The organism is Blautia caecimuris (assembly GCF_024622975.1).
In the GTDB taxonomy this organism is placed as follows: Bacteria; Bacillota; Clostridia; order Lachnospirales; family Lachnospiraceae; genus Blautia_A; species Blautia_A caecimuris.
On record NZ_JANJZT010000007.1, the window covers coordinates 118,616 to 141,743 of the forward strand.

24 protein-coding genes, 8 tRNA genes and 1 rRNA gene are annotated in these 23,128 nt (G+C 44.4%); 9 read left to right on the top strand and 24 right to left on the bottom strand.

Annotation, left to right across the window (positions count from 1 at the left end):
- Nucleotides 1-161: 161 nt before the first annotated feature.
- Together NSA57_RS06660 and NSA57_RS06665 are read left to right on the top strand one after the other, a co-directional pair.
- Nucleotides 162-455, top strand: a complete 294-nt coding sequence (locus NSA57_RS06660; protein WP_173752594.1) for a LysO family transporter — start codon at nt 162-164, stop codon at nt 453-455.
- Nucleotides 452-1,051, top strand: coding sequence for a LysO family transporter (locus NSA57_RS06665; protein ID WP_173752595.1), 600 nt, complete (start codon nt 452-454; stop codon nt 1,049-1,051). The genes NSA57_RS06660 and NSA57_RS06665 overlap by 4 nt, the downstream gene beginning before the upstream one ends.
- Before the next feature lie 64 nt (nt 1,052-1,115).
- On the opposite strand, the gene NSA57_RS06670 is transcribed toward NSA57_RS06665, so the two are convergent.
- The 3 genes from NSA57_RS06670 to NSA57_RS06680 all read right to left on the bottom strand — a co-directional run bounded on the left by NSA57_RS06670 (nt 1,116) and on the right by NSA57_RS06680 (nt 4,521).
- Nucleotides 1,116-1,493 (bottom strand): metal-dependent transcriptional regulator, encoded by a 378-nt coding sequence (locus tag NSA57_RS06670; RefSeq protein WP_022068251.1) that lies wholly within the window; start codon nt 1,491-1,493, stop codon nt 1,116-1,118.
- Nucleotides 1,494-1,783: 290 nt separating this feature from the next.
- On the bottom strand, nt 1,784-2,527 hold the full coding sequence (locus NSA57_RS06675) for an RNA polymerase sigma factor region1.1 domain-containing protein (RefSeq protein WP_022068252.1): 744 nt from the start codon (nt 2,525-2,527) through the stop codon (nt 1,784-1,786).
- Between the two features lie 254 nt (nt 2,528-2,781).
- Nucleotides 2,782-4,521 carry a YARHG domain-containing protein gene (locus NSA57_RS06680; protein ID WP_257464376.1) on the bottom strand — a complete coding sequence of 580 codons (1,740 nt, stop codon included), beginning with the start codon at nt 4,519-4,521 and terminating at the stop codon, nt 2,782-2,784.
- A 530-nt stretch (nt 4,522-5,051) separates the two neighbouring features.
- Here NSA57_RS06680 and NSA57_RS06685 point away from each other — a divergent pair.
- The 6 genes from NSA57_RS06685 to NSA57_RS06710 all read left to right on the top strand — a co-directional run bounded on the left by NSA57_RS06685 (nt 5,052) and on the right by NSA57_RS06710 (nt 8,538).
- The gene (locus NSA57_RS06685) at nt 5,052-5,231 is read left to right on the top strand and encodes a hypothetical protein (RefSeq protein WP_138270319.1); all 180 of its coding nucleotides are present in this window, start codon (nt 5,052-5,054) and stop codon (nt 5,229-5,231) included.
- A gap of 155 nt (nt 5,232-5,386) precedes the next feature.
- On the top strand, nt 5,387-5,698 hold the full coding sequence (locus tag NSA57_RS06690) for a rhodanese-like domain-containing protein (RefSeq protein ID WP_138270318.1): 312 nt from the start codon (nt 5,387-5,389) through the stop codon (nt 5,696-5,698).
- 86 nt (nt 5,699-5,784) lie between these two features.
- Nucleotides 5,785-6,330, top strand: a complete 546-nt coding sequence (gene yfcE / locus NSA57_RS06695) for a phosphodiesterase (protein ID WP_022068255.1) — start codon at nt 5,785-5,787, stop codon at nt 6,328-6,330.
- Complete coding sequence (locus NSA57_RS06700) at nt 6,327-7,481, top strand: THUMP domain-containing class I SAM-dependent RNA methyltransferase (protein WP_257464378.1); 1,155 nt, start codon at nt 6,327-6,329, stop codon at nt 7,479-7,481. The genes yfcE and NSA57_RS06700 overlap by 4 nt, the downstream gene beginning before the upstream one ends.
- A complete protein-coding gene (locus tag NSA57_RS06705) occupies nt 7,478-8,062 on the top strand; it encodes an XTP/dITP diphosphatase (RefSeq protein ID WP_022068257.1) in 585 nt (194 codons plus the stop codon). The genes NSA57_RS06700 and NSA57_RS06705 overlap by 4 nt, the downstream gene beginning before the upstream one ends.
- Nucleotides 8,059-8,538, top strand: coding sequence for a metallophosphoesterase family protein (locus tag NSA57_RS06710; protein ID WP_022068258.1), 480 nt, complete (start codon nt 8,059-8,061; stop codon nt 8,536-8,538). Before NSA57_RS06705 ends, NSA57_RS06710 begins: the two co-directional genes overlap by 4 nt.
- A 78-nt stretch (nt 8,539-8,616) precedes the next feature.
- On the opposite strand, the gene NSA57_RS06715 is transcribed toward NSA57_RS06710, so the two are convergent.
- From NSA57_RS06715 to NSA57_RS06805, 19 genes are all read right to left on the bottom strand, one after another.
- Complete coding sequence (locus tag NSA57_RS06715; RefSeq protein ID WP_178709101.1) at nt 8,617-8,901, bottom strand: helix-turn-helix domain-containing protein; 285 nt, start codon at nt 8,899-8,901, stop codon at nt 8,617-8,619.
- 17 nt (nt 8,902-8,918) lie between these two features.
- Nucleotides 8,919-9,818, bottom strand: coding sequence for a hypothetical protein (locus tag NSA57_RS06720; RefSeq protein ID WP_257464379.1), 900 nt, complete (start codon nt 9,816-9,818; stop codon nt 8,919-8,921).
- Nucleotides 9,819-9,829: 11 nt separating this feature from the next.
- Nucleotides 9,830-10,051, bottom strand: coding sequence for a DUF4318 domain-containing protein (locus NSA57_RS06725; RefSeq protein WP_257464380.1), 222 nt, complete (start codon nt 10,049-10,051; stop codon nt 9,830-9,832).
- Between the two features lie 333 nt (nt 10,052-10,384).
- Nucleotides 10,385-11,509 (bottom strand): metallophosphoesterase, encoded by a 1,125-nt coding sequence (locus tag NSA57_RS06730; RefSeq protein WP_257464381.1) that lies wholly within the window; start codon nt 11,507-11,509, stop codon nt 10,385-10,387.
- Nucleotides 11,510-11,617: 108 nt separating this feature from the next.
- Nucleotides 11,618-11,698, bottom strand: a tRNA-Leu gene (locus NSA57_RS06735).
- 83 nt (nt 11,699-11,781) lie between these two features.
- Nucleotides 11,782-11,854, bottom strand: a tRNA-Lys gene (locus tag NSA57_RS06740).
- 8 nt (nt 11,855-11,862) lie between these two features.
- Nucleotides 11,863-11,934 (bottom strand) — tRNA-Gln (locus NSA57_RS06745).
- Nucleotides 11,935-11,944: 10 nt separating this feature from the next.
- Nucleotides 11,945-12,018 (bottom strand) — tRNA-His (locus tag NSA57_RS06750).
- Nucleotides 12,019-12,023: 5 nt separating this feature from the next.
- Nucleotides 12,024-12,097 (bottom strand) — tRNA-Arg (locus NSA57_RS06755).
- A 19-nt stretch (nt 12,098-12,116) separates the two neighbouring features.
- Nucleotides 12,117-12,187, bottom strand: a tRNA-Gly gene (locus NSA57_RS06760).
- Between the two features lie 34 nt (nt 12,188-12,221).
- Nucleotides 12,222-12,296, bottom strand: a tRNA-Pro gene (locus tag NSA57_RS06765).
- Between the two features lie 213 nt (nt 12,297-12,509).
- A complete protein-coding gene (locus NSA57_RS06770) occupies nt 12,510-13,292 on the bottom strand; it encodes a hypothetical protein (protein ID WP_257464382.1) in 783 nt (260 codons plus the stop codon).
- On the bottom strand, nt 13,279-14,649 hold the full coding sequence (locus NSA57_RS06775; RefSeq protein WP_257464383.1) for a hypothetical protein: 1,371 nt from the start codon (nt 14,647-14,649) through the stop codon (nt 13,279-13,281). Before NSA57_RS06775 ends, NSA57_RS06770 begins: the two co-directional genes overlap by 14 nt.
- Nucleotides 14,646-15,314 carry an ABC transporter ATP-binding protein gene (locus NSA57_RS06780; RefSeq protein WP_257464384.1) on the bottom strand — a complete coding sequence of 223 codons (669 nt, stop codon included), beginning with the start codon at nt 15,312-15,314 and terminating at the stop codon, nt 14,646-14,648. Before NSA57_RS06780 ends, NSA57_RS06775 begins: the two co-directional genes overlap by 4 nt.
- Entirely contained in the window at nt 15,292-16,020 is a 729-nt protein-coding gene (locus NSA57_RS06785; RefSeq protein ID WP_173752598.1) for an ABC transporter permease, read from the bottom strand. Before NSA57_RS06785 ends, NSA57_RS06780 begins: the two co-directional genes overlap by 23 nt.
- A gap of 1 nt (nt 16,021) precedes the next feature.
- On the bottom strand, nt 16,022-16,909 hold the full coding sequence (locus NSA57_RS06790) for a hypothetical protein (RefSeq protein ID WP_173752599.1): 888 nt from the start codon (nt 16,907-16,909) through the stop codon (nt 16,022-16,024).
- 26 nt (nt 16,910-16,935) lie between these two features.
- Nucleotides 16,936-18,513, bottom strand: coding sequence for a DUF6034 family protein (locus tag NSA57_RS06795; protein WP_257464385.1), 1,578 nt, complete (start codon nt 18,511-18,513; stop codon nt 16,936-16,938).
- Between the two features lie 79 nt (nt 18,514-18,592).
- On the bottom strand, nt 18,593-20,044 hold the full coding sequence (locus tag NSA57_RS06800; RefSeq protein WP_257464386.1) for a sensor histidine kinase: 1,452 nt from the start codon (nt 20,042-20,044) through the stop codon (nt 18,593-18,595).
- Nucleotides 20,041-20,706, bottom strand: a complete 666-nt coding sequence (locus NSA57_RS06805; protein WP_022067301.1) for a response regulator transcription factor — start codon at nt 20,704-20,706, stop codon at nt 20,041-20,043. Before NSA57_RS06805 ends, NSA57_RS06800 begins: the two co-directional genes overlap by 4 nt.
- Nucleotides 20,707-21,258: 552 nt before the next feature.
- Here NSA57_RS06805 and NSA57_RS06810 point away from each other — a divergent pair.
- Complete coding sequence (locus tag NSA57_RS06810) at nt 21,259-21,939, top strand: hypothetical protein (RefSeq protein ID WP_257464387.1); 681 nt, start codon at nt 21,259-21,261, stop codon at nt 21,937-21,939.
- A 62-nt stretch (nt 21,940-22,001) separates the two neighbouring features.
- Here the strand turns inward: NSA57_RS06810 and NSA57_RS06815 are convergent.
- Both NSA57_RS06815 and NSA57_RS06820 read right to left on the bottom strand, forming a co-directional pair.
- Nucleotides 22,002-22,074, bottom strand: a tRNA-Asn gene (locus NSA57_RS06815).
- A 216-nt stretch (nt 22,075-22,290) separates the two neighbouring features.
- A 23S ribosomal RNA gene (locus tag NSA57_RS06820) occupies nt 22,291-23,128 on the bottom strand; the annotation flags it as partial.

Here is a 23,128-nt window from a genome sequence, read left to right on the forward strand (position 1 = left end):
TGATATATAAGATTACAGTCAAAATATCGTATTAGGATAAAAACAGCACAGGCTTATGATAAATATTCAGAGCCTGTGCTGTTTTTGCGTAAACTCTCCATTGTAAAGGGATTCCGCAAATGATATAATATTTTTTATATGACTTAAAAGGAGAAACTGTTATGAAAATTTTTATTGTCATGGGTGTTGGAATCCTGATAGGACGTTTTCTCATGACAGGAAGAATCAAAAAATGGAACGAACGTCTTGCCATGCTGTGCACCCTCCTTCTTATTTTTTCCATGGGGGTTATGCTTGGCCAGAAAGAAAACTTTCTCAGTGAACTGTCGTCTCTGGGACTGAAAAGCTTCCTGTTCTTTCTGATTCCCACTCTGGTTTCCATTATTCTTGTCTACATACTGACAAAACGCTTTATGGAGAAAAAGCACTCAGATTCAGAAGGAGAAGACAAATGATCGTTTTATTTACACTGCTGGCCCTGGTCCTGGGACTTTTCTGCGGGCTTTCCGGTTTCAATCCCACGCCTGTCAGCTTTTTAAGCCAGCACTCAGATATGATTTTATACATACTGATGTTTTCTGTGGGAATCAGCATCGGAATGCACAACGGCATCCTCAAAAAAATCCGCCAGTATCATCTGAAAATCCTTATTATCCCCCTTGGCATTACAGTGGGCTCTGTCATCGGAGGGCTGATCTGCGCAGTGATCCTGGGTATTTCTCCGGCAGAGGGCGCTGCTGTGGCAAGCGGAATGGGCTGGTACAGTCTTGCGGGAGTTACCATCAGCCGTCTGGGAGGCGCGGAACTGGGAAGTATTGCCTTTATGAGCAATCTTATGAGAGAATTTTTCTCTTTTTTCCTGATTCCCATTATTGCCTCCAGGCTCAATAATTATACCTGTATTGCGCCGGCTGCAGCCACCAGCGAGGATACTACCCTTCCTGTACTTCTGAAATACACAAATGAGGAAACTGTGGTTCTGGCTGTTCTTAATGGAATTCTCTGTTCCTTCTTTGTGCCGATACTGATTACTTTTTTCTTTAATATTTAAAATCTGTATTATTATAGTAAAACATCCGAGGCAGTTCCTTTTGAAACTGCTCCGGATGTTTTATTTAATCCAGCTGACCATTCTCGATCAGACGTTCTTTAATTCTTGCAAAGCTCTCATCACTGATATCATGTTCCATTTTACACGCATCCGCTCTGGCAATCTCTGAAGGAACTCCCAGGCTCTCCAGCATTGTTGTGAGAACTGTATGACGTTCATAAATTCTGTTGGCAATCTCTGCGCCTTTGTCCAGAAGAGTCACGGTTCCATAACGGTCCATAGCAATATAACCGTCTTCTCTGAGAAGCTTCATGGCATGGCTGACACTGGGTTTTGAAACTGACAGCATTGTGGCAATGTCCACAGATCTTACTCCTCCGCCCTTTTGGGACAGCCTTAAAATCGCTTCCAGATAATCCTCCGCCGATTCTCTGATTTGCATAAAAACACCTCCCGTTCCGATTATTCTACCATAAATGACACCTGATTACAACCTGCTGCCCACAGGCATATAAAGCTGCCGCCTTTCACAGCAGCCTGGTAAAAATGCATCCCGGACCATCTTTGGTGATGGCGTTTTGCCCTGTATGTCCCGGGATTTTGGAATATACATGCCTAAGTGCCTCACGGGACAGTGACCTGAAGCATGTTGTATAGCCTCCGAAATTCCGTCATGTTTCTTCTACTCTAAAACATCCTGCAAAATAATGCCGTGTAAATCATAATAGCCCATCACTTGTCGTCTCCAGTAAGGCGAAGCGTATCTCGGATTTCCTCTACGTCCATATCCAGGATCACTGCAAGCTCTCCCACACTGAATGCGCTTTCTCCGTCTTCTTCATCCTCAGAAAGCTCTCTCACAGCGCTTTCCAGCTTCTCCACCCTGGCCACCAGACTGTCATCCTCAAATTTTCTCTGGCTCTGCTCCTTGCAGGCCTTACGGATTCCCTCACGGATCTGTTCCAGAAGCCATTCCTCACTGCGCAGAATCTCTCCGGCAGCGCCAAGAGCCTGTACAAGGCTTACATTGGCCTCCTGGATCAGATCCCCGATAAAGATATCCTCTGTATTCATTTCCACAGCAAGCCTTGCTGCCGCACGCATATAGCAGGCAGCAAGGCTCTGTACGGCGTCTGCGCTTCCGCTTCTAAGTTCTTCAAAAAGCCGCCCGCTTTCCGGAAAATCCTCTTCTCCGGGAAGGCTTTCCAGATATTCTTTCAGATAAGCCTCCTCTTCCTGTGTCAGAGGAACCCGGCGTACTTCCTCCTGAGCGTCTGAGCCCTCTGTCTCTGTCTCAATTCCCTCTATCAGGATTCCCTGTCCGGTAAGATATTTAAGCACGTTCACAAGCTGACTGCTGTTCAGATCACTTCCTGAGAATTCTTCTCTGATCTGCTCTGCCCTGAGACTTCCGCCCTGCTCTTTGGCCAGTTCCTGCATTTTTTTAAGTTTTTCCTGAAATTCACGAACATCCATTGCTGTTCTCCTTTTTTTCCTTTCGTCAATAAACTGATTCCGGGTTGAAATCATTTATTATTTCTCACGCCATTCCCAGTAACCTGCGAACAGTTAGAATCATTTTTCATTATAACATCTTCCCGGACTCTTTTCACCCAAAAATTACCGGCTGATACATTCATCGAAACAATCTGGCTGCTGTTTACACAGCATTTTGACCAGATTGCTGTAAACAACGGGCATATCCACAGGCTGAGCCGTCAGCCGAGCCGTCAGCCAAGCTTGTCCTCAAGAGCCTTAATGGACTCCATATTGTATTTTTCATATTCGTTAAAAATACCGTCTCCCATTGCGTCAAACTCTGCCGGCGCATACTTTGGAACATACCAGGATCTGGAATCAAAATACTGCTGTATTTCTGCCGTATCAAACATCCTTCCATGTCTGGCAAAAATTTCATTTCTCGCCAGCCCCAGCTGTTCTTTGGTCAGCCCCTTGCTGATAAGTGTCTCTTCTGTAAGATATTCGCTGTTACTGGTTGGCAGTATGTATTCTCCGGCTGCCGCATTGTTCTCCGGAGACGGCTGCACCTGTCCGCCTGCAGCTCCTCTGTTTTTTCGAAGAGACAGGGGAACCCAGTCAGAGCTGCTTCCCTCCTGGTGAAAATTTCGTGTGTAGGAATCCCCAGCAATATCCACCGTATAATATCCGCCTCTTCTGCCATTGCAGATAAGCTTATTTTCGCAAAAATACCATGGACCTGCGGACTCGCTCAGATGCAGCGGCTCCCCGATCTGACGGACAGTTCCTCCGTTGTTTCCGTAAAGAACAATATCATATCCCAACTCCGGTGTATAAATGTCCTCATCCATTTCGGAAAAACCTGTTACTGCCACTAATATGGATTCCTGATTTTCTCCGGCATCCACTATGGCATAATAATCTCCCACATGATTTGTTTTTAAAAACTCCTCATAGGAACCTGCCACAGATACCGTATCTGAACCAGCGCTTTCCTCTTCTGTATGTGTCTGATCTACAATCTCCCGGATGGACGAGGTATGATCTTCAATATCCATCCAGAAGCCCTCCAGATATCTTTCCGATTTTAATCTGTCATATACAAACTGACCTGCTGACTGCCCCTCTTCCATACTGTCTCCGCGCACTAACCGCACAATCGAATAACAGCGGGGATCCTGGCTGACTGTTGAATAAACAATAAAATTTTCCGTACCTATACCTATACGTTGAGCCTGGAATCCCAAGGCTTTATACTGCTCTATCATATCGATCGTATACTGTCCGTAATCCAGTCCCTGAAGCGGTGTTGGATCTAAAGCAAATAAAGCTTCTATTTCCATTCCCGATGCCGCATATTCCATATCCTGAGTACTTTCCATAACTGAGAAGGCTGATCCGTCATAGGTATATCCTCTTAAATACCACTCAAACCCTGTGACCAGATATTTGGGAGATGCGCTGTACTCATAAAAGAACTGATACTGTCCGTTTACCCTTCTCAAAAAAATATTTCCCTCATAGGCAGTGGAATTCGTATCAGACATTGCCGCCAGATCCTGAAACCTTCCTTCCAGATCATATTCTCCCAGCTCAAACATATCGGAAACCATCCAGGTACCCACGTTTAATTCATACATGGATATCCTGACACATTTATTTTCCGGCCCAAAGGTTTCACTTGGCTCATAAGTAACTGCCAGAATTTCATCACTGTTATCATTATCAAAATCCCATTTCAGACATCCGAGAATTCCTTCCTCCTGAACATTCTGAAGTTTCATTATCTCATCCTGCATGATCAGCGGCGTCTCCAGACGCTGTCCGCCAATATAGGGAAGTCCGGTCAGCCGGGATACGATACTTCCGGCGTCTTCCTCCTTCTGCTGCTGAGCCTCTGCCCTGTCTTCTGCCGCCCACAGGATCTCCCCGTTTCCCAGTGCCAGAACACAGGTCAAAACTACTGCAGTTACATTTTTCATCTTTTTCATACACATAGTCTCCTTCCTGCTATTGAAACTACAACCCTTTACAAAAATCCTGCTCACATTCCCACATAACTTCTGTTGTATTTGTGTTTGACAGCATTTTTAAACGAAATGTCTGTCCTGCACAATTTCTTTTTTCAGTCCCTCAGTCCGCTTTTTCCGGGCTTTCCAGGCCTTCTTTTTCTTTTTTACAGAGAAACACCCGGTAGGGGAGCTACCGGGTGTTTCGAGGGGAGTATAAATAATTAAATAAGGGGTTATGTAAAAAAAATTTTTGAAGGGTAAATTCTTTTTACAGATTAGATTATAATATAAACTGGAAAAAAAAGCAATATGATTTCATGAATATTATTACAACTTTTTGACATAATAGACAGTGTAATAAGCAAGTTGACAAAATGCATTCCAAATCGCCTTAGGTGACAGGAAGCATTTTGCCCTGTATGTCTCGGGGTTTTGGCACAGATACCAAAATACCCTGCGGGATAGTAAACAGCAGCTATTCAACACATTACACCAGGAGGAAAATGAAAATGACAAAAAATTATGAAACAGAAAACAAAAACATGAACAGCAACACAGACAAAGCTTCTGATAAAAGCGCACAGAACTGCGGAAAAAACAGTTCCAAAAACGCTTCCAGAAACAGCTCTAAAAACAAAACTACAAACGCTTACGACAGAGAACAGAACAATTACTCTGACAGATACTAAAGAAAAAAATCAGCAAAAAACAAACGTTTCTCCCTTCTTACAGAACCGTATGGACAGGGCGGATGCAGGCAGATGCCGCATCCGCCCTGTCCTGTCTTCCGATCTGTTTCTCCGTCCTCTTTTCTGCATATGATAAATAAAAAAGGAAAACTCAAATGTTTCCCATTGAAACCATTTCCGCCAAAATGCTTGATTATTATGCAGACCGTTCCGACGCTCTCATCATAGACGTCCGCGATGCAGCCCTTTATCAGAAAAGTCATATCCGCGGCGCGTTAAACTATCCTTACAGTCAGATTGAACAGTGCCGGGAGCTTCCCCGGGAAAAGCTTCTGATCTTTTACTGTCAGCGGGGCGGCTCAAGTATGGCCGCCGCCAGGCTTTTTGTAAAAAAAGGGTACAAAACCCGGTCTGTGATCGGCGGTTTTGAAGCTTATCGAGGAAGAAATCTTGTAATTTCCGGATAACCGTGATAATGTAAAAGAGAAAAATCCTGTTCTGTAAAAACAGAACGGATTTTATACAAAACACCTATTATAAGGAGAATACCTGAATGAAATACTTGTTTGCATCAGATATACATGGCTCCGCATATTACTGCCGGAAGCTTTTGGATGCGTTCCGTGAAGAGCAGGCAGAACGTCTGGTTCTTCTGGGCGATCTGCTCTATCACGGACCCAGAAATGATCTTCCAAGAGAATATGCACCCAAAGAAGTCATTGCTCTTCTCAATGAACATAAAAACAAAATTTACGCTGTCCGCGGAAACTGTGAGGCCGAGGTTGACCAGATGGTTCTGGAATTTCCGGTAATGGCTGACTACTGTATTCTTTCTGTAGACGGAAGAACCTTTTATGCTACTCACGGACATATTTATAACCAGGACAATCTTCCCCCTCTCCAGGAAGGAGACATTCTGATCCACGGACATACTCATGTGTTAAAAGCTCAGCAGATGGATGGATATATCCTTTTAAATCCAGGCTCTGTTTCCATTCCCAAGGAGGGAAATCCTGCAACCTACGCAGTTCTGGAAAACAGTATATTTACTATTAAAGATTTTGACGGAAACACTGTCAGAGAAATGAGGCTGCCATGAAATATATGGAACTGATCGCTCCCTGTCATTTTGGAATGGAGGCTGTCCTGAAACGGGAAATTCTTGATCTCGGCTATGAGATCAGCAAAGTGGATGATGGAAAAGTAACTTTTCTGGCTGACGCTGCGGGAATCGCACAGGCAAATGTATTTCTCCGCACCACAGAACGTATTCTTCTGAAAGCAGGAGAATTTAAGGCGGTGACCTTTGACGAGCTTTTTGAAAAAACAAAGGCAATTCCCTGGGAAAACTACATTCCTCAGGATGGAAAATTCTGGGTTGCCAAGGCCAACTCCGTAAAGAGCGCACTTTTCAGCCCTTCCGATATCCAGTCCATTATGAAAAAAGCAATTGTAGAACGTCTGAAAGGCGTTTACGGTATTTCCTGGTTTCCGGAAGACGGAGCAAGCTTTCCCATCCGTGTATCTTTTATGAAGGATGTGGCCACTGTGGGCATTGATACCTCAGGAGTATCCCTCCATAAACGCGGCTACCGTCAGATGACTGTAAAAGCTCCGATCACTGAAACTCTGGCATCAGCCCTTATTATGCTTACCCCATGGAATAAAGACCGGATCCTTGTAGATCCTTTCTGCGGAAGCGGAACCTTTCCTATTGAGGCAGCCATGATCGCCGCCGATATGGCTCCCGGCATGAACCGCTCCTTCCTTTCTGAAGACTGGAAGCATATTGTTCCTCGAAAATGCTGGTATGACGCCATAGAAGAAGCAAACGACCGGATCAACCTTCATATTGAAACGGATATCCAGGGCTATGATATTGACGCAGAAGCGCTGAAGGCAGCCCGTTCCAATGCCAAAATGGCAGGCGTGGACAGGCTGATCCATTTTCAGCAGAGAGCAGTTAAGGATCTCAGCCACCCAAAACCATACGGCTTCCTGATCACGAATCCTCCATATGGAGAGCGTCTGGAAGAAAAAGCAGCTCTTCCGCAGCTTTACCGGGAAATCGGAGAAAGCTTCAACCGTCTGGATAAATGGTCCATGTACCTGATCACGTCCTATGACAGAGCTGAAAATGATATTGGGAAAAAAGCGGACAAAAACCGCAAAATATACAATGGAATGTTAAAAACCTACTACTATCAGTTTCTGGGGCCAAAACCGCCAAGGAGGAATGCAAACAAATGAAAAAAGTAATTTTTGCCACCGGCAATGAAGGAAAAATGAAGGAGATCCGCGAAATTCTCGGTGATCTGGATATCCGGCTTCTTTCCCTGAAGGATGCCGGAATCACAGCTGATATTGAAGAAAACGGAAGTTCTTTTGAAGAAAATGCAGTCATCAAGGCAACGGCTATCCGTGACCTTACCGGAGAGATCGTACTTGCTGATGACTCCGGTCTGGAAATCGATTACCTGAATAAAGAACCGGGTATCTATTCTGCCCGCTACATGGGTGAAGATACTTCTTATCATATTAAAAATGCAAATCTTATTGAGCGCCTGAACGGAGTTCCTGATGAAAAGAGAACTGCCCGCTTTGTATGCGCCATTGCAGCCGCTTTCCCGGACGGGACTGTTCGGACAGTCAGAGCAGCTATGGAAGGCAGGATCGGCTACGAGGAAAAAGGCGAAAACGGATTCGGCTATGACCCCATTTTTTATCTTCCGGAATACGGATGTTCTTCTGCGGAGCTTTCTATGGAGGAAAAAAATAAAATCAGCCACAGAGGGAAGGCTCTGAGGGCTATCAGGGACGAGCTTCAATGAAACTCCTTATTGTCAGTGACACTCATGGAAGAGACGCCAATCTGGAAGCTGCGGTTCTGAGAGAGCAGCCTTTTGATATGCTGTTCCACTGCGGAGACGTGGAAGGGCGCGAGTTCTACATTGAAGCCCTTGCCGAATGTCCCTGTACAATTATTGCCGGAAACAATGATTTCTTCTCCGACCTTCCAAAAGAGGATGAAATTACTGTATTCAAACACCGGATCCTTGTAACCCACGGACATTTTTACGGCGTTTCTATGGATCTTTCCCGTCTGATTGATGAGGCCAGATCCAGAAACTGTGACTGTGTGTTCTTCGGTCACACACATAAACCAGTTATTGACGAAGAGGACGGCATCATGGTATTAAATCCGGGAAGTCTTACTTTTCCAAGACAAAACGGACATAAACCAAGCTATGCTGTTGTAGAAGCAGACGAGGACGGAGGTCTCTCTGCCGAAATCCGTTACCTCTGATACCACAACGGGACAAAAGTCAGTCTTACTTTTGTCCCCATACTTTTATGTCCGGCAGTTGCTTGTCCCGCAATATTCTTATTCCTGCTCTGAGCAGGTATGCTGATTTTCTGCAAGAAGCTCTTTGATTTCCGGAACAGACCTTCCGGCTTTTCTCTGCTGCCGTATCCATTCCACAAGCTGTATGCTCTGTTCTCTCCGGTACCTTCTTGTCAGGTTTTCTTCTTCCTGCTCAAAAGGCAGCATTCCCTCCTCAGTATAATGCTTCAGGGTACTGTAACGACACCCGGTCAGACGCGCCAGCTCCCCTATGGAAACATAGTCTGAAGCAAGAATCGCTTCCATTGTTCTCCGTCTGGACATATTTTATATGCCCCCCTTCACCGGTATACAGGAGAAAGCAGCGCTCCCTGAACAGGAATTCCCTGGCATGAAACAGTTTTGGGGACAATGCGGTAAAATATGTTGTCTATTTTTAAAAGAGTTTCTGTTCCATTCTTTACTTCTTCCACAAAATGCCCGTGTTCGCATAAAAAACTCATCATTGCCGTTCTGCGGTCACTGACTGTAGTTCCAAAAATAACAAAATCAACAAACACAGCCTGACGCCTTTCCAGAAACGGAAAAGTAAGATTTACCCCCTGCATATAAGGATTCTGAAAAAGTTTTTTCTTTTTCCTTAAAAAGGCTGTCCCCAGACTTTCAAAGGCTTTATGAAATTCCTGATTCCACAACACACCTGTCCACTGACCGGATGCTGCCATACGCACCATTTTCTGAGATATTTCTTCCTGTTCTTTTGCCGAAAAGATCTCATGGATAAATCCACTTTCACGAATCATCCACAGAAGCAGAATCCCATCATCGGTCAGCTCTCCTTCTTCCAGAAGTTCTGCTCGAAGGGCTTCTGTCACCTTTTGGTAAATATCCTGGTCACTTCTGTACACCATCAGATCCACGCCTGCAGTATCGTAATACATATCACAGCCCAGAAGATCCGGAACCTCATCCAGCGCTCCCCGGGATATCAAAATCCCTATATCCTCTCCGGCCTCCTTATTCAAAGCTTCTGTTTTCAGGGATTTTACGGTTTTCATTTCTTTTTCCAGTTTGTCTGCAAAACCCGGGCTTTGACAGTCACCGGAGGCAAGAAGTCTCTCTGCCCGTTTTCCCGCGGCAGCTGCGCGAAGAACAGCACTTTTGGCAACCGATTTATGTCTGCTGTCCGTTCCATCTAGTCCTATAAGAAGAAACTGCTGTACAAGTGTGTAATCGTCCATATTTTTCTCCTTTATTTTTCCTTACATTTGATGCCGTAGTTACCCCGGCTCCCATTTTCATAGCCCTGGCAGATCTCATAAACTTTTCCATTGATCTCTACCTCATCATCACCGGTAAAGGTACAGGAATCTCCGTTCTTTTCACAGTACTCTGATATTGCCTGCATGGCTTTTACCATAGTAGGATATTCTGCGCTGTCCTCATAAGGAATCCAAAAAGCTTTTTTAAACATATCCTTCACCTCTCTTACTTCATATTTCTTATTACTTACTACTTATAATTTATTATATACTCTCTCTTCTGAAAAAAGTCAATATATTTTTATATTTTTCTGAAAAAATTACAGGGCGGTACTCCTGTGAATACCGCCCTGATCTCTGATATATAACTATAAATGTGCAAATATCGAATTTTGCACAATAGAATCCATAATATACGCACAAAAAAGAAATATTAAGCTCTATATGTGCATTAAATAAAAACAAATTCGTGATAATTTTATGCACTTTTTCAAATTTACTCATAAAATAAATTCCATACTTTTTGAATCATCAATATTTCTTTATTATGAAATATGAATATCTACAATTTCATTACTTGTTCCGATTCTCACCGGAAGCTGAAAAAAGCCTGCTCCTGAAGAAATAATGGCATGCGTTTTTCCAAACTGCTCATGTCCATAAAAATAATGTTTTCCATTTGCCAGTTTTGTAAAATATGTTACCGGAAAAAACTGTCCCTTATGGGTATGACCGCTGAGAACCAGGTCTGCCCCAAATTCAACGGCTTCAGGAATACCACTGGGATTATGATCTAAAACTATAACCGGTAAGCTCGAATTTATTTCTTTTGCCAGACTTTCCATTGAGCTTCTGCAATTATTACTTGCATCGGTTCTTCCTGCCAGGCAGAAATCTTCCAGTTGAATCACCTGATTATGCAGAAGCTGAATGTTTGAAGCCCGTAAAAAATCAGCAAATTTCTTATTATCTGCCTTTGGATCATGATTTCCCAGTACGGCAAACACGCCTTTTTTTTCCTTTATTTTACAAAACAGGGAGCTGATTCTGCCAAGAACCTCATCATCCTCAAGAATATGATTATTTACATCAATAATATCTCCGCATATAACTACCAGATCAGGTTCCAGCCGGTTCACTTTATCCACAATATTCTGAATATGCTTCTCTCCTACAAACACACCCAGATGAATGTCACTCATCATGGCAATCCGACAGGTATTTCCCCTCAATCCCAAAGGAATGGAATAAGCAGTATATTTTATATTTTTTGCATGAAGATACCCAAGCGCCACAATTATAACAGCCAAAATATCCAGAACAAATACCCCCATGGCCTGCGCTTTTCCAGAAACCATAAACAGGGCAGAAAAAATCCACCATAAAAGCAGAATCATAAAATCATATATAAAAAAGCAGCTATATATACCCATGAGCATTTCAAGCTTCTTATTTCTCCACTTTTCCATGATCTGATTCTGCATGAGAGCTGAAATCCCCATCACTATATAAATTATGCCAATTATACAGGAAACCCCTGTACTGACTCCCAGGGTCCAGACTGCATAGCTGTTCATAACCGCACCGACAACTGAACTTAATAAGATAACAACAGAAAAAACTTTTTTGAAAATCTTCTTCTCGAGAATTTTACCAAATGCTGTGTTCATCACCAGTCATCTCCTTTTTCTGATCCTTGCACAGAGCATACTCCATGATGCACTTTTTATTATTTCCAAAAATAATTAACAAAAAACGCCTGGAATCAGGCGTTTTTATGCGGGCAACAGGACTTGAACCTGCACGTCGTAGACACCAGAACCTAAATCTGGCGCGTCTGCCAATTCCGCCATGCCCGCGCAATATTTATATCATTCATTTTAATAAAATGATGATAACCTATATGATAAGAAAAAAGCATCTGTATCTCTACAGATGCAAGTGAGGCATCGGGGATTCGAACCCCGGACAACTTGATTAAAAGTCAAGTGCTCTACCGACTGAGCTAATACCCCATAACAGACTGGGCTAGTTGGATTCGAACCAACGAATGCAGCAGTCAAAGTGCTGTGCCTTACCGCTTGGCGATAGCCCAAAGGCGAAAGGGTGGATACAGGGATTCGAACCCTGGGCCTCCAGAGCCACAATCTGGCGCGCTAACCAACTGCGCTATACCCACCACAGCGTGCCTGAAGGGATTCGAACCCCCGACCCACGGCTTAGAAGGCCGTTGCTCTATCCAGCTGAGCTACAGACACATTTCTCCTTTTATGGAGAAGCGGGTGATGGGAATCGAACCCACGTATCCAGCTTGGAAGGCTGGTGTTCTACCATTGAACTACACCCGCATATTCGCTGAAACGGTAAAAGTTGTTTACAGCATCGGGGTGACAGGATTCGAACCTGCGGCCTCCTGGTCCCAAACCAGGCGCTCTAGCCAAGCTGAGCCACACCCCGTAACGGTATTTAATTTTTGTTTTCTCGCTTGACGCAAGATAGATTATATTACAGGTATTTATAAAAGTCAACACTTTTTTTCAAAAATTTTTGTTTTTTATTTTCGGGGAGAAATGTAAAAGTAACTTCCGGTTCTTCTTCACACTTCCGGAAGCTTATATTTCATTAAGGCTTTATGAAAGACTTATTTCCGGTTATTCTGTCCGCCGGCCTCTATTGCTTCTTTTCCAGATCTGCAAAAGAGGCTGACGCTTTTTCAAAATTCTCTTTTCCCTGCACAGTAAGCAGCGCTTTATTACAGGAAACGGGTCTGCCCTCCAGAATTCTCCTTCCCTGCTCATAATCCATATAAATTCCATCCGAAGGTGACGTCAGCCGCGCAGCGGCACAGCAGTCCCTCCACCCAGTCTCTTTCTGTACAGTGATGTTCTGTCCGGATGTTGTATCTGCTGCCATATCTGTACTGTTTTTATCCTTCTCTTCAGATTCTTCCCGGGGAATACTTCTTATTACAGAAGACTCGCTCTGATCTGTCATTCTGTACTGCAGATGTTTTTCACTTCCTTCCCAGAATTTCTGTAGTTCCTTTTTGGAAATCCTGCGTCCGTTTCCATCTGTCATAGAGGAAAGTGCATTTTTCCCAATCAGCAGAACCGGTGTATTCCCAACCTGTATTTTATCCGGTCCATTTCCTTTCATATGAAGTTCCGCAAGATCTGCCGCCTGAAATACAGTATTCATTGTATACTCTCCCAGCCTCAGTTCTACACGAATCTCCTGCACCGGAGTAAAAGAGACCAGCCCGTCTATTTTCTGCACTTCCTTCAGTAATTTCTGATCATAAACTGTTTTCCCAAAGGAAACAATCTCCTGATATTCTCTTTGTTCTTCCGGGATCCCTGCCGCCAGATAAACTGCCAGATACAAAACGCCTGCAGCCATTGCTATACCGGTCACTGTCAGCGGCCGGAAATGTTTCCTTTTACTTATGCTCACCGGCCGCCTCCCTTCGCGCCTCCTCCAAAAGCATTTTCTGCCTTCTGTTTCTTATCACAAGTCCGATAATAATCAGCAGCATTCCTGCGCCGGCAACAACAAAAACAGAATACCACCAGGAATTTGCCTTTTTGGGAGTTTCTATTTTCAGACTCTGTATTTCCGGCTTATTAATCTGCGTCTGATATTCTGATGTTTCCTGATAAATATTCCCCTGCAGATCCTCATAGCTTAAAGTAAGCTTTCCGCTTACCTTTCCATACATTTCACTTTCATCCGTTCCCTCATCCTGTCCTGCTGCCTTCATAGTGCGGGTTCCTACATAAATGCTCATAGTTCCTTCAGCCATGGTCCCGGCATCCATATTTCCAACAAAAATTTCCTCCTTTGGAAACATCCCCTGCCCTTCCAGGTCCACACGCACATTATAAATACCTGTTCTGCTGAGATTCTGCACCCGGACTGCCAGATCTATGGTATCTGTAGAATATACTGTTGCAGGAATCCCTTCACAGTCAAGAACCGCCGTCACCGGCTGTGCCACCCGGATCTCAATACTTTCTGTTCCTGTCGCAGCTTTTCCTTTCACATCCTCATATTCAAAAGAAACTGTCACCAGAACAGGGCCGTCCTTTGCATCCTTTGTAATACTTACCTTACTGTTAATAGTAATATCTGCCCCCGGATTTACTCCCGAAAAATAAAAGGACTTCTTTTCAAACTGTATGGATGGCGATTCTGTACTAAAAGAAACTTTCAGATTATAAATACCCTGACTGCTGCTTCTGTTCTTAAACACCAGCTCCATATCTGCCTGGTCTCCTGCGTTCAGAGCTTTCTCTGAAAGGTTAAAGCTTTCCAGAAGGAGTCTGGGCTGACGGATCAGTTCTTCTTTCTGTTCCGCAGACATCTCTCCCCCTCCGGAATATCCTCCGGAAACATCCCCTCCTGTGTCTTCAGGCACAGAACCGTCCCCGAAAAGATCTTCCTGACCGTTTGTATAAATGTTCAGATTCTCAATATTCATGGACATTCCCGGTCCAGGCGTGGGATCCGGAATAACACTTGGCTCCGGAGTTACGCTGGGTTCCGGTGATGGCGATACACCGGGCTCCGGTACATCAGTGGGAACCGGCGCTACCGTAATCTCCGGCTCGTCTGTGTCCGCGCTTTGTTCTGCTCCTGTTCTTTCTGTTCCGTCTGCAAACAATTCTGCTCCATGCACGATCCGGCTGCCCGTTCCGGCCAGGATGCCTGTCTGAGTCACCCAGATATCGCTGTTCCCCTGCAGACACAGGATTTCACCAAGAATTACTGCAGACAGCAATATCGCTGTTTTTCTTATGTTCCTTTTCATTCTGCCGTTCCTCTTTCCCTTAAAATTCCTCCGTCCATCTCAAAAACCCGGTCACAGAGGATTCTGATATCTTCTGCATTGTGACTTGCCAGAAGAATACTTTTCCCTTCCTTTTTCAGCTCCAGAAGAATTTTACGTATCTCCTCCACTCCATGCTTATCCAAACCGTTAAACGGCTCATCCAGAATCAGAAGATCCGGATCCTCCATGATTGCCTGAGCAATTCCCAGGCGCTGCCGCATACCCAGGGAATATTTTGCCACAGCTTTTTTCAGGTCAGGATCCAGTCCCACCTTTTTCAGCACAAGCCGAATCTGAGCGGCTGTGATCCGGCGGTTCATATCTGCCAGAATCTCCAGATTCCGAAATCCTGTCATATTAGTCAGAAAGCCCGGACTTTCAATAATCACACCCAGACTTTCCGGAAAGTCTGTGTCCTTTCCGATCTCCTTTCCCTGTACCCGGATCACTCCTGAAGTCACGGGCAAAAATCCACAGATACACTTCATAAGAACTGTTTTTCCTGATCCATTATTTCCCACAATACCGCAGACCTCTCCTTTTCTCAGAATAAGATCCGCCTCCTTCAGCACACAGTCCTCTCCAAAATATTTTGTCACCTTTACCGCCTGGATCACCGGCTCAGATCTCACTAACTCTGTCATACAGAATCCCTCCATGAACCACCATGACAAGTCCCAGAAAAACAAGAAGAAACAGCCATAGCCCCATACTGTCTGCTCCCCATTTAGCAGATCCTTCAATCCACTGGGGCGGATACAGCCACAGTGCGTTTTCAAAGTATCTGTCCCTTAATATCACACAGAAATAATAGGACACAAAAGGCAGGCCAAAAGCCAGATACACGGAGCCTGTCAGGGCTCCGCAGATTCCCCCGAAAGTACTGATGATGCCTCCCAGCATCCCGCAGCGTAAAAGAATCTCTGTAAGCTCCCACACAGAATTCCAAGGAAACCTTCCCTGTTCCTCCAAAGGGAAAAACACTGCAAAATATATAAAAAACATCAGCGTGCCTGCCAGGAATACTGCCAGAAATCCTCCCAGAGCTACTGTAAACACTTTGCTCTCCACATAAACCCGCCTCCCTGTTCTCGGAAGCGCAGATTTCAGAAAGCCGCCCTGACGTTCCAGAAGGAAAGAATCGCTCCAGGGAAGAACAGCAGCCAGAGGAAGCAGAAAAATCATTGTCTGAGATTGCAGCGCCTCTGCTTCCATATTCACAAATTTTCCCGTATACAGAAGGCCCTCTATTTTAGGATAAGCTGCGCCAAAAACAATTCCTGCCATTGCCACAGCCAGCCCCATCCAGAAGCCTTTTCCCAGAAACATTCTTCTGATCTCACTGCCCATCTCAATCCTTTTCTCCTAAAAACACAAAATGATAGTATTTCATCCGTCTTCCGCAAAACCAGATCAGAACTCCAAGCAGAATCAGAAACACCACACAGGACTGCCATACTGTTGGAAGCCTGTCATATCCAAAATTATGCCTGCCATAAGAGGCATGACTTAAAGGACTGATCCATCCGATCAGCACATTTACCCGGAACATCTCATATTCTTCAAATCCCAGAAGCACCCGAAGCACCTTCGGCTCCAGAAGGAACCCGTAAAGACAGAACAAAAGCCCTGCCACCAGTCCACGATTTTTCCCCGGAAGAAGATTTCCTGCCAGCACAATAAAGCTCAGGCAGAGAATATAAAGAAACAGCAGGAGAATAACCTGAGCGGTACATCCGTAAGGAGTAACACTTTCCATTACCTTTACCGTAGAAGGAACATTTAAGTCCTCTCCCAGCTTAGAATAAGCCAGCATAGCCGCTGTATTGCTCCAGATATTTCCCGGATATCCCACTTTTGCACAAAGGATCATGGTGGCTCCCAGCATAAAAACCGTGTAAATCCCAGATACGGCCGCCACATAAAAAAGCTGTCCGAAAAGCCAGCGCTTTTTTGTGGTGCGGCACAGGTAATACGGGGTAATAGCGCTTAATACAGGAAGGTCGGAAAACAAAAGCAAAAGAAGTACGGAGCTTAAAAGAATTGCCGTTGTATCTCCAAAGGTCCACAAAAAAGGTTCCAGCATCTGAACCGGCGACTTATATGCCTGGATTACCGGCATAATCCGGCTGCTCAACAGAAAACAGAGAATAAAGCCCAGCAAAAATGTCAGAATCACCTTGGGCTTTTTATAAAATCCCATAAAATTGTATTGGATCACTGCTTTGATCTGCCTCATTCTCTGCCCGTCTCCTTCTGTATTGTTTAATATCCAAGTCCCCTGTCAATTACGCTGCCGTCTATGGCATTAATGGTAAGATAACTCATGTTTGTATCATAATTTCCAAATGTCTCCGGAGCGCCCTGCGCCTGCTGTTCTTCTGTATAAAAACCCTCAAAGCTTCCAAAAAAGTCCCACACCGGAACCAGAACTCCGGATTTGCTGTCTGTAGCAGGTTCATAAATCCGGCTGTAGCCAAAGGTGATCCGTTCAATATGGTAAACTCTGCCGTCTTCACTGTTTAAGGTATCTGCATTTTGTATCAGCATCATTTTTTCATAAATATCCATAATCTCGTCAAAGGATTTCAGGTTTACGCGTTCTGTTTTCACCTGTCCGATATCATACTGATTGATAAATTCCACCTGATCAATTCCATCTTCTGTCACACAAAAATCAAGTCTTTCATAGCTCCATGTTTCCATCTCACTGTCCATATCTCCCAGCGCTCCTCCATACTCCGAAGAATATGTAATGGGAATTCCATCCACTTTCCTTGTATAATGCATTATATAACCTGTATCACTGATATGAATATCCTGATTTTCCGGGCTGTTTGTCTGATAGGTGCAAAGTCCGTATTCCCAGTCTGCAAGCTCCATTCCCGGAATCTGAAGGGCCGCAACTTTTTCGTCTGTCAGAGCTTTTGCCTCCTCAAAGGATATACCAATCTCTGTTTCCATTTCTTCCTCTGCAGGAAGCGGCTCCGCCAGATGAATATCATTATCTGCGGAAAAGCTGTCATAACTGTTCCAGAAAAATAATGCATCTGCCTGTTCACTGTGTTCGTATTTTTTGTTATTTTCAATCTTTACTGACATGGGAGTACTTCCAGAGGGGTTCAGTATATAACGAAATGGAGTTCCGTCTTCTGTCACTGCTACTCCAATAAAATTATCCTCCATTATGTAGGTTCCGCCCATTCCATCATCTGCTTCAAGTCCGAACTGAGGCTTCACCTCCTCCAGTACTTTCTCTTCCGGCGCATTTTCATATTCCTGTTCCAGATTTTCAATCACCTGATAAATATCCAGATTATAATTTCCGTTTTCATCCTTTCCCCAGCCGTTGGGATCCATATTTCCTTCTGCAAGATATCCCTTCCAGGTAGTCAGCTCTTTCAGAACCTGCTGTTTTGTTCTGGTAAAATAACTGGAACTTGTATAAATCTTTGCATTCTTAAAAAAAGTGTCTGTAATGCGGTCTATTTCCTCCTGGTTAAAAGGATGCTGGCTGACTGCAATGGCAGAAGCCTTTTCTGCCTCAGGAATCTCCACCACTGCATTGGTATCAATAGTGAGCTTTCCGGTCTCATCTGTCACCGTACTCTGATAAGTTTCCGGAGCGCCTACAATATCCCGAATTGTAGTTTTATCTGTGTTCTCTGTTCCTTCTGCACCTGCCTGACCTTCAGGTATCTCTGCTGCTTCTTCGTAATTTTTTTCGACTGCCTCTTTTCCTTTCATTTTTACAAGAGAATCCTCCGGAGTCTCTGCACATCCGGTCAGTAATACAGTACTTATCATCATCCCCAGGATCAGCGCCGGCGTTTTTCTTTTCATACGATCTCCTCTCTATGTCTGACTGTGCCGGTCCTGCCACAGTCTCCACTGGTTTTATTGTTTTACTAATATCAGAATATCACAGAGCATTCTTCCGGATATCCTCCAAAGTGTAACCATTCTGTAACCGCTGAAAAATAACAGAAGTACCTGCACCCTCCTTGCTTTTGATTATAAGCTGCGCTCCGTGAAGCCCGGCAATCTCCTTACAGAGGGCCAGTCCCAGGCCTGCCCCTCCAGAGCTTCGGGATCTGGATTTATCCACCATATAAAAGGCCTCCGTCACACGGTTCAGTTCCTCTTCAGGAATCCCCCGCCCCTGATCTTTCACTGTAATGCCCTGTTCGTCTGCATGAATAAAAATTTTTCCACCATTTTCAGAGGCTTTATACGCGTTATCCACAAGATTCACAAAAAAACTGACCATCATATCCTGATCCATTTCCCAGGACAGATTCTCCGGAATGCACTCCGTTTCCAGATCAATGTTTTTTTCACTGAGCTTGAACTTCATCAACTGTCTTACATTGTCCAGAAGCTCCCTTACCTGGCATTTTTCAAAATCCACTGCCTGTTTTTTTTCTTCATAAAGGCCTGTCAGCTCCAGCATTTTTACAGAAAGCCTGGACAGTCTCCGACATTCGCGTCCTATATAAGTCAGGGCCTGTTCCCTTCTTCTGTCGCTTAAACGGACTGTCAGAAGCGTATCCGCATATCCGATAATGGCAGTCATCGGTGTTTTCAGTTCGTGGGCAAGACTTCCCAGCATTCTTCGCTGAGTTTCATTTGTACTTGTAAGAGCTTCTATGTTTTCCTGCACTGTCATAGCCATATGATTAAAGCTTTTTGCAAGCTGTCCGATTTCATCCTTTCTGCTGTCATCAACACGTACCTGATAATTTCCCTCAGAAATAGCTGCAGCCGCGTCTTTCAGCTGAAGGAGAGGACGTATCGTATAAGAAAGACTTCTGTACAGGATGCCTCCTGCCAGAAGTAAAAGAATAAGGGTCATCATCAGTCCCTTTGCAAAAAGTCTGGCAGTACGTTCATAGATTTCCGTAATATCATTATAAAACACAACCGTATAAGGATTTCCCATATACATTTCTGAACTCATAAGAATCAGAATCTTCTTATCCTCTACTTTCTGTACAGGAATACTGTCTCCCTCTGATCTTTTGTACGTATTTTCCCACAGTTCTTTATAATTAAATTCATAAGGGCTGGAATTATAAGCACATTCCCCCTTATAAAACAGAGCCCCGTTGCTTCCAAAAACCTCCCGGAAAACATTGATCAATTCCAGACGTATCACATCTGTCTCTGTATTCCCTGTATGAAAAATCAATCCTGTACTCTCCAGCCTTCTGTCCATTTCTCTTAATTTATTTGTATACTCAGTCTGCTCATTTTTCCTCCAGTCATTTACTGTCTGCTGCTGAGCCTCATACAAAAAATATATCAGTGTAGCCTGAGAAATAATCACGACCGCCAACAGCGCCTGAAGAAAAATTCTTCGAAAAAGCTTCACTCATCCACCTCCAGTCTGTATCCCACAGTAGGTATTGTTTTTATTACATTTCCCCAGCCCAGCTTTTTTCGGATACGTCCTACATGAGCGTCTACAGTACGGGTTTCTCCCTCGAATTCCATTCCCCACAGAGTTCCGAGAATCTGTTTCCTTGTAAGAGCTTTGTTTTTGTGCCTTACAAATAACAAAAGACATTCATATTCCATGGGCTTCAGGTAAACCTCCTGCCCGTCCTTTGTTACTGTCCGCTTTTCTGTATCAATTACTACATCGTAGATCTGGATCAGACTGTTTACTCTTCCATTTCTCTCCAGAACCTTTTCTATACGCACCAACAGCTCCAGCATTTCAAAGGGCTTTACAAGGTAATCCTCAGCGCCCTCTTTCAGCCCCCTCACCTTATTCTGTACCTCGCCTCTGGCAGTTAGAAAGATCACCGGGATCCCATGGGCTTTCAGTTCAGGAAGCAGGGCAAAACCGTCCTTTCCCGGAAGCATTACGTCCAAAAGGGCGCAGTCATAATCATCCTTTTCAGAAAGACCTTTACTTGCCTCGTTTCCGTCAAAAAAAGCAGTCACCTGATATCCGGTTACCTCCAGATTCATACAGATCAGATCATTAATTGCCTCTTCGTCTTCTATTACCAGAATATGTGCGCTCATATCTCTTCCTCCCCCATATCTTATGTCCTGTAAATGAGCAAATATCGAATTTTGCACAACAGAATCTGTAATATTAAGCTCTGTATGCGAATTTTACAAAGACAAATTCGTGATGATTCTGTGCAGCTTTTTCAAATTTGCGCATTTATAGTTCTGTCCTTATTATTGCACTCATTCTATCATTGTGGTGTAACTATTTTGTAAATATATGGCCAAAATACTTTTGGAAGCAGAAAAACGTACAGATGAAAGCTACAGCTAAACACACTGCCCCAATCACATATAGCATCTGTGCATGCATTCATTATGTCAGATACGCGGGGGGCTCACCCTATCCTGGTTTTAACATATGATATAGAGAATTTATCAAATTTAATGAGGTCCTTTATGAAAACGGAAAATAGATGCAGCTTTGAAATTGATTATTCTGAAATTCCCGGTGAAAAGATTCTTCCCTTTACGGTTTCCTTAAATACAGAGTAATCTGTTTTATACCCCTCTGAAGGTCAGCTCCAGAAATTCTGCTATCTTATTAAAGGTGTGGGACAGGACTTGCCCCAATATGCAGATTTAAGTCATTTTCTGCTGAATATCTGCAGTACCATCACCCGGGAGGATATTTCAGAAATTACAGTTTCCATTAACGATGATCCTCTGACAATTATATGGGGAGAAAATGTAGAATTTAAGACAAAAGAAAATCCAGATCCTCCAACAGAATGTATTGGATTAAAATTTGATTTTCCTTTAAATAAAGAAATTGGTTATATGAAAATATGTTTTTCGCTGAAAAATATTTATCCTGTAGGCCCTGTTGATGTGTGCCTGTTCGGAGGAGGAACCACGGCAACAGGTCTGGCAATCTGTGGGCCTGTATGCAGTGAAACAAACGAATGTGAATCGTTATTTAACCATAAGGAAACCGTCTGTGTCCCTGTTACTGTGACTCCCTTTGCCAGACCTGGGGCTGCAAGAACGATCTGCTGCGGAAAGCCTGAGATCAGCACAGAAACCTCCTGTTATGGAGAACGTACCTCCTGTTCCTTTACTGTTTCCCAGGAACTTTGTATTGAGCTTCCTATTACTTTTGGCGCGCAGGTAGAAACAGGCTCAATATCAGTACAATGTGACGGCGTTTCAAACGGTTCCTGCAACTGTTCAGATGAAGAAATGCAGGAACTTCCTTCCAAAGCGCCCCTGACTCAGAGAGAGCGGCGCTTCTTCAGTCGTTAAACAGAATTTGAGAAATGTATAGCAAAACACCCGTAAATGATAACATTTACGGGTGTTTAAACCTCCCCCTGTTGGACTCGAACCAACGACACTGCGGTTAACAGCCGCATGCTCTACCGACTGAGCTAAGGAGGAATAGAAAGTATTGCACTTTCAAAACTACATACATGTTGACATTAGAATCATTTTTGACCTTGCTTTCGCTTTCTACGACTCGCCCGGTCATCTCGTGACTTCCGTCACCCAATGTCATTTGCTTCGCAAATGCTCCGTCCAGTCTGTGAACATCCCTCTGTGAGTAAACTCACTCCGCTCTGTTCCCTTCCTGTCCGTCCCGCTCGTCTCAGCTTTTTGGTCAAGCCCTCGACCGATTAGTAGCAGTCAGCTCCATACGTTACCGCACTTCCACCTCTGCCCTATCTACCTCGTCGTCTTCAAGGGGTCTTACTTCTTTCGAATGGGATATCTCATCTTGAGGGGGGCTTCACGCTTAGATGCCTTCAGCGTTTATCCCTTCCAGGCTTGGCTACCCGGCCGTAGACTTGGCAGTCTAACCGGTACACCAGCGGCCCGTCCATCCCGGTCCTCTCGTACTAAGGACAGCTCCTCTCAGATATCCTACGCCCACGCCGGATAGGGACCGAACTGTCTCACGACGTTCTGAACCCAGCTCGCGTACCGCTTTAATGGGCGAACAGCCCAACCCTTGGGACCTACTACAGCCCCAGGATGCGATGAGCCGACATCGAGGTGCCAAACCACTCCGTCGATGTGAACTCTTGGGAGTGATAAGCCTGTTATCCCCAGGGTAGCTTTTATCCGTTGAGCGATGGCATTCCCACTTAATACCACCGGATCACTAAGCCCTACTTTCGTACCTGCTCCACCCGTCGGTGTCGCAGTCAAGCTCCCTTCTGCCTTTGCACTCTGCGAATGGTTTCCGTCCATTCTGAGGGAACCTTTGGGCGCCTCCGATACCCTTTCGGAGGCGACCGCCCCAGTCAAACTCCCCGCCTGGCATTGTCCCACCGCCGGGTCACGGCGGATGGTTAGAAACCCAATACTGCAAGGGTGGTATCCCAACAGCGACTCCCACACAACTGGCGTTTTGTGTTCTCAGTCTCCCACCTATCCTGTACATGCAGCACCGGATCCCAGTACCAAACTGGAGTAAAGCTCCATGGGGTCT

Excerpts from the sequence above, each read along its gene's own strand:
- NSA57_RS06660 (WP_173752594.1), top strand. The coding sequence starts at position 162 with ATGAAAATTTTTATTGTCATGGGTGTTGGAATCCTGATAGGACGTTTT.
- NSA57_RS06665 (WP_173752595.1), top strand. The coding sequence starts at position 452 with ATGATCGTTTTATTTACACTGCTGGCCCTGGTCCTGGGACTTTTCTGC.
- NSA57_RS06670 (WP_022068251.1), bottom strand. The coding sequence starts at position 1,493 with ATGCAAATCAGAGAATCGGCGGAGGATTATCTGGAAGCGATTTTAAGG.
- NSA57_RS06675 (WP_022068252.1), bottom strand. The coding sequence starts at position 2,527 with ATGGATGTTCGTGAATTTCAGGAAAAACTTAAAAAAATGCAGGAACTG.
- NSA57_RS06680 (WP_257464376.1), bottom strand. The coding sequence starts at position 4,521 with ATGAAAAAGATGAAAAATGTAACTGCAGTAGTTTTGACCTGTGTTCTG.
- NSA57_RS06685 (WP_138270319.1), top strand. The coding sequence starts at position 5,052 with ATGACAAAAAATTATGAAACAGAAAACAAAAACATGAACAGCAACACA.
- NSA57_RS06690 (WP_138270318.1), top strand. The coding sequence starts at position 5,387 with ATGTTTCCCATTGAAACCATTTCCGCCAAAATGCTTGATTATTATGCA.
- yfcE (WP_022068255.1), top strand. The coding sequence starts at position 5,785 with ATGAAATACTTGTTTGCATCAGATATACATGGCTCCGCATATTACTGC.
- NSA57_RS06700 (WP_257464378.1), top strand. The coding sequence starts at position 6,327 with ATGAAATATATGGAACTGATCGCTCCCTGTCATTTTGGAATGGAGGCT.
- NSA57_RS06705 (WP_022068257.1), top strand. The coding sequence starts at position 7,478 with ATGAAAAAAGTAATTTTTGCCACCGGCAATGAAGGAAAAATGAAGGAG.
- NSA57_RS06710 (WP_022068258.1), top strand. The coding sequence starts at position 8,059 with ATGAAACTCCTTATTGTCAGTGACACTCATGGAAGAGACGCCAATCTG.
- NSA57_RS06715 (WP_178709101.1), bottom strand. The coding sequence starts at position 8,901 with ATGTCCAGACGGAGAACAATGGAAGCGATTCTTGCTTCAGACTATGTT.
- NSA57_RS06720 (WP_257464379.1), bottom strand. The coding sequence starts at position 9,818 with ATGGACGATTACACACTTGTACAGCAGTTTCTTCTTATAGGACTAGAT.
- NSA57_RS06725 (WP_257464380.1), bottom strand. The coding sequence starts at position 10,051 with ATGTTTAAAAAAGCTTTTTGGATTCCTTATGAGGACAGCGCAGAATAT.
- NSA57_RS06730 (WP_257464381.1), bottom strand. The coding sequence starts at position 11,509 with ATGAACACAGCATTTGGTAAAATTCTCGAGAAGAAGATTTTCAAAAAA.
- NSA57_RS06775 (WP_257464383.1), bottom strand. The coding sequence starts at position 14,649 with ATGAAAAGGAACATAAGAAAAACAGCGATATTGCTGTCTGCAGTAATT.
- NSA57_RS06780 (WP_257464384.1), bottom strand. The coding sequence starts at position 15,314 with ATGACAGAGTTAGTGAGATCTGAGCCGGTGATCCAGGCGGTAAAGGTG.
- NSA57_RS06785 (WP_173752598.1), bottom strand. The coding sequence starts at position 16,020 with ATGGGCAGTGAGATCAGAAGAATGTTTCTGGGAAAAGGCTTCTGGATG.
- NSA57_RS06790 (WP_173752599.1), bottom strand. The coding sequence starts at position 16,909 with ATGAGGCAGATCAAAGCAGTGATCCAATACAATTTTATGGGATTTTAT.
- NSA57_RS06795 (WP_257464385.1), bottom strand. The coding sequence starts at position 18,513 with ATGAAAAGAAAAACGCCGGCGCTGATCCTGGGGATGATGATAAGTACT.
- NSA57_RS06805 (WP_022067301.1), bottom strand. The coding sequence starts at position 20,706 with ATGAGCGCACATATTCTGGTAATAGAAGACGAAGAGGCAATTAATGAT.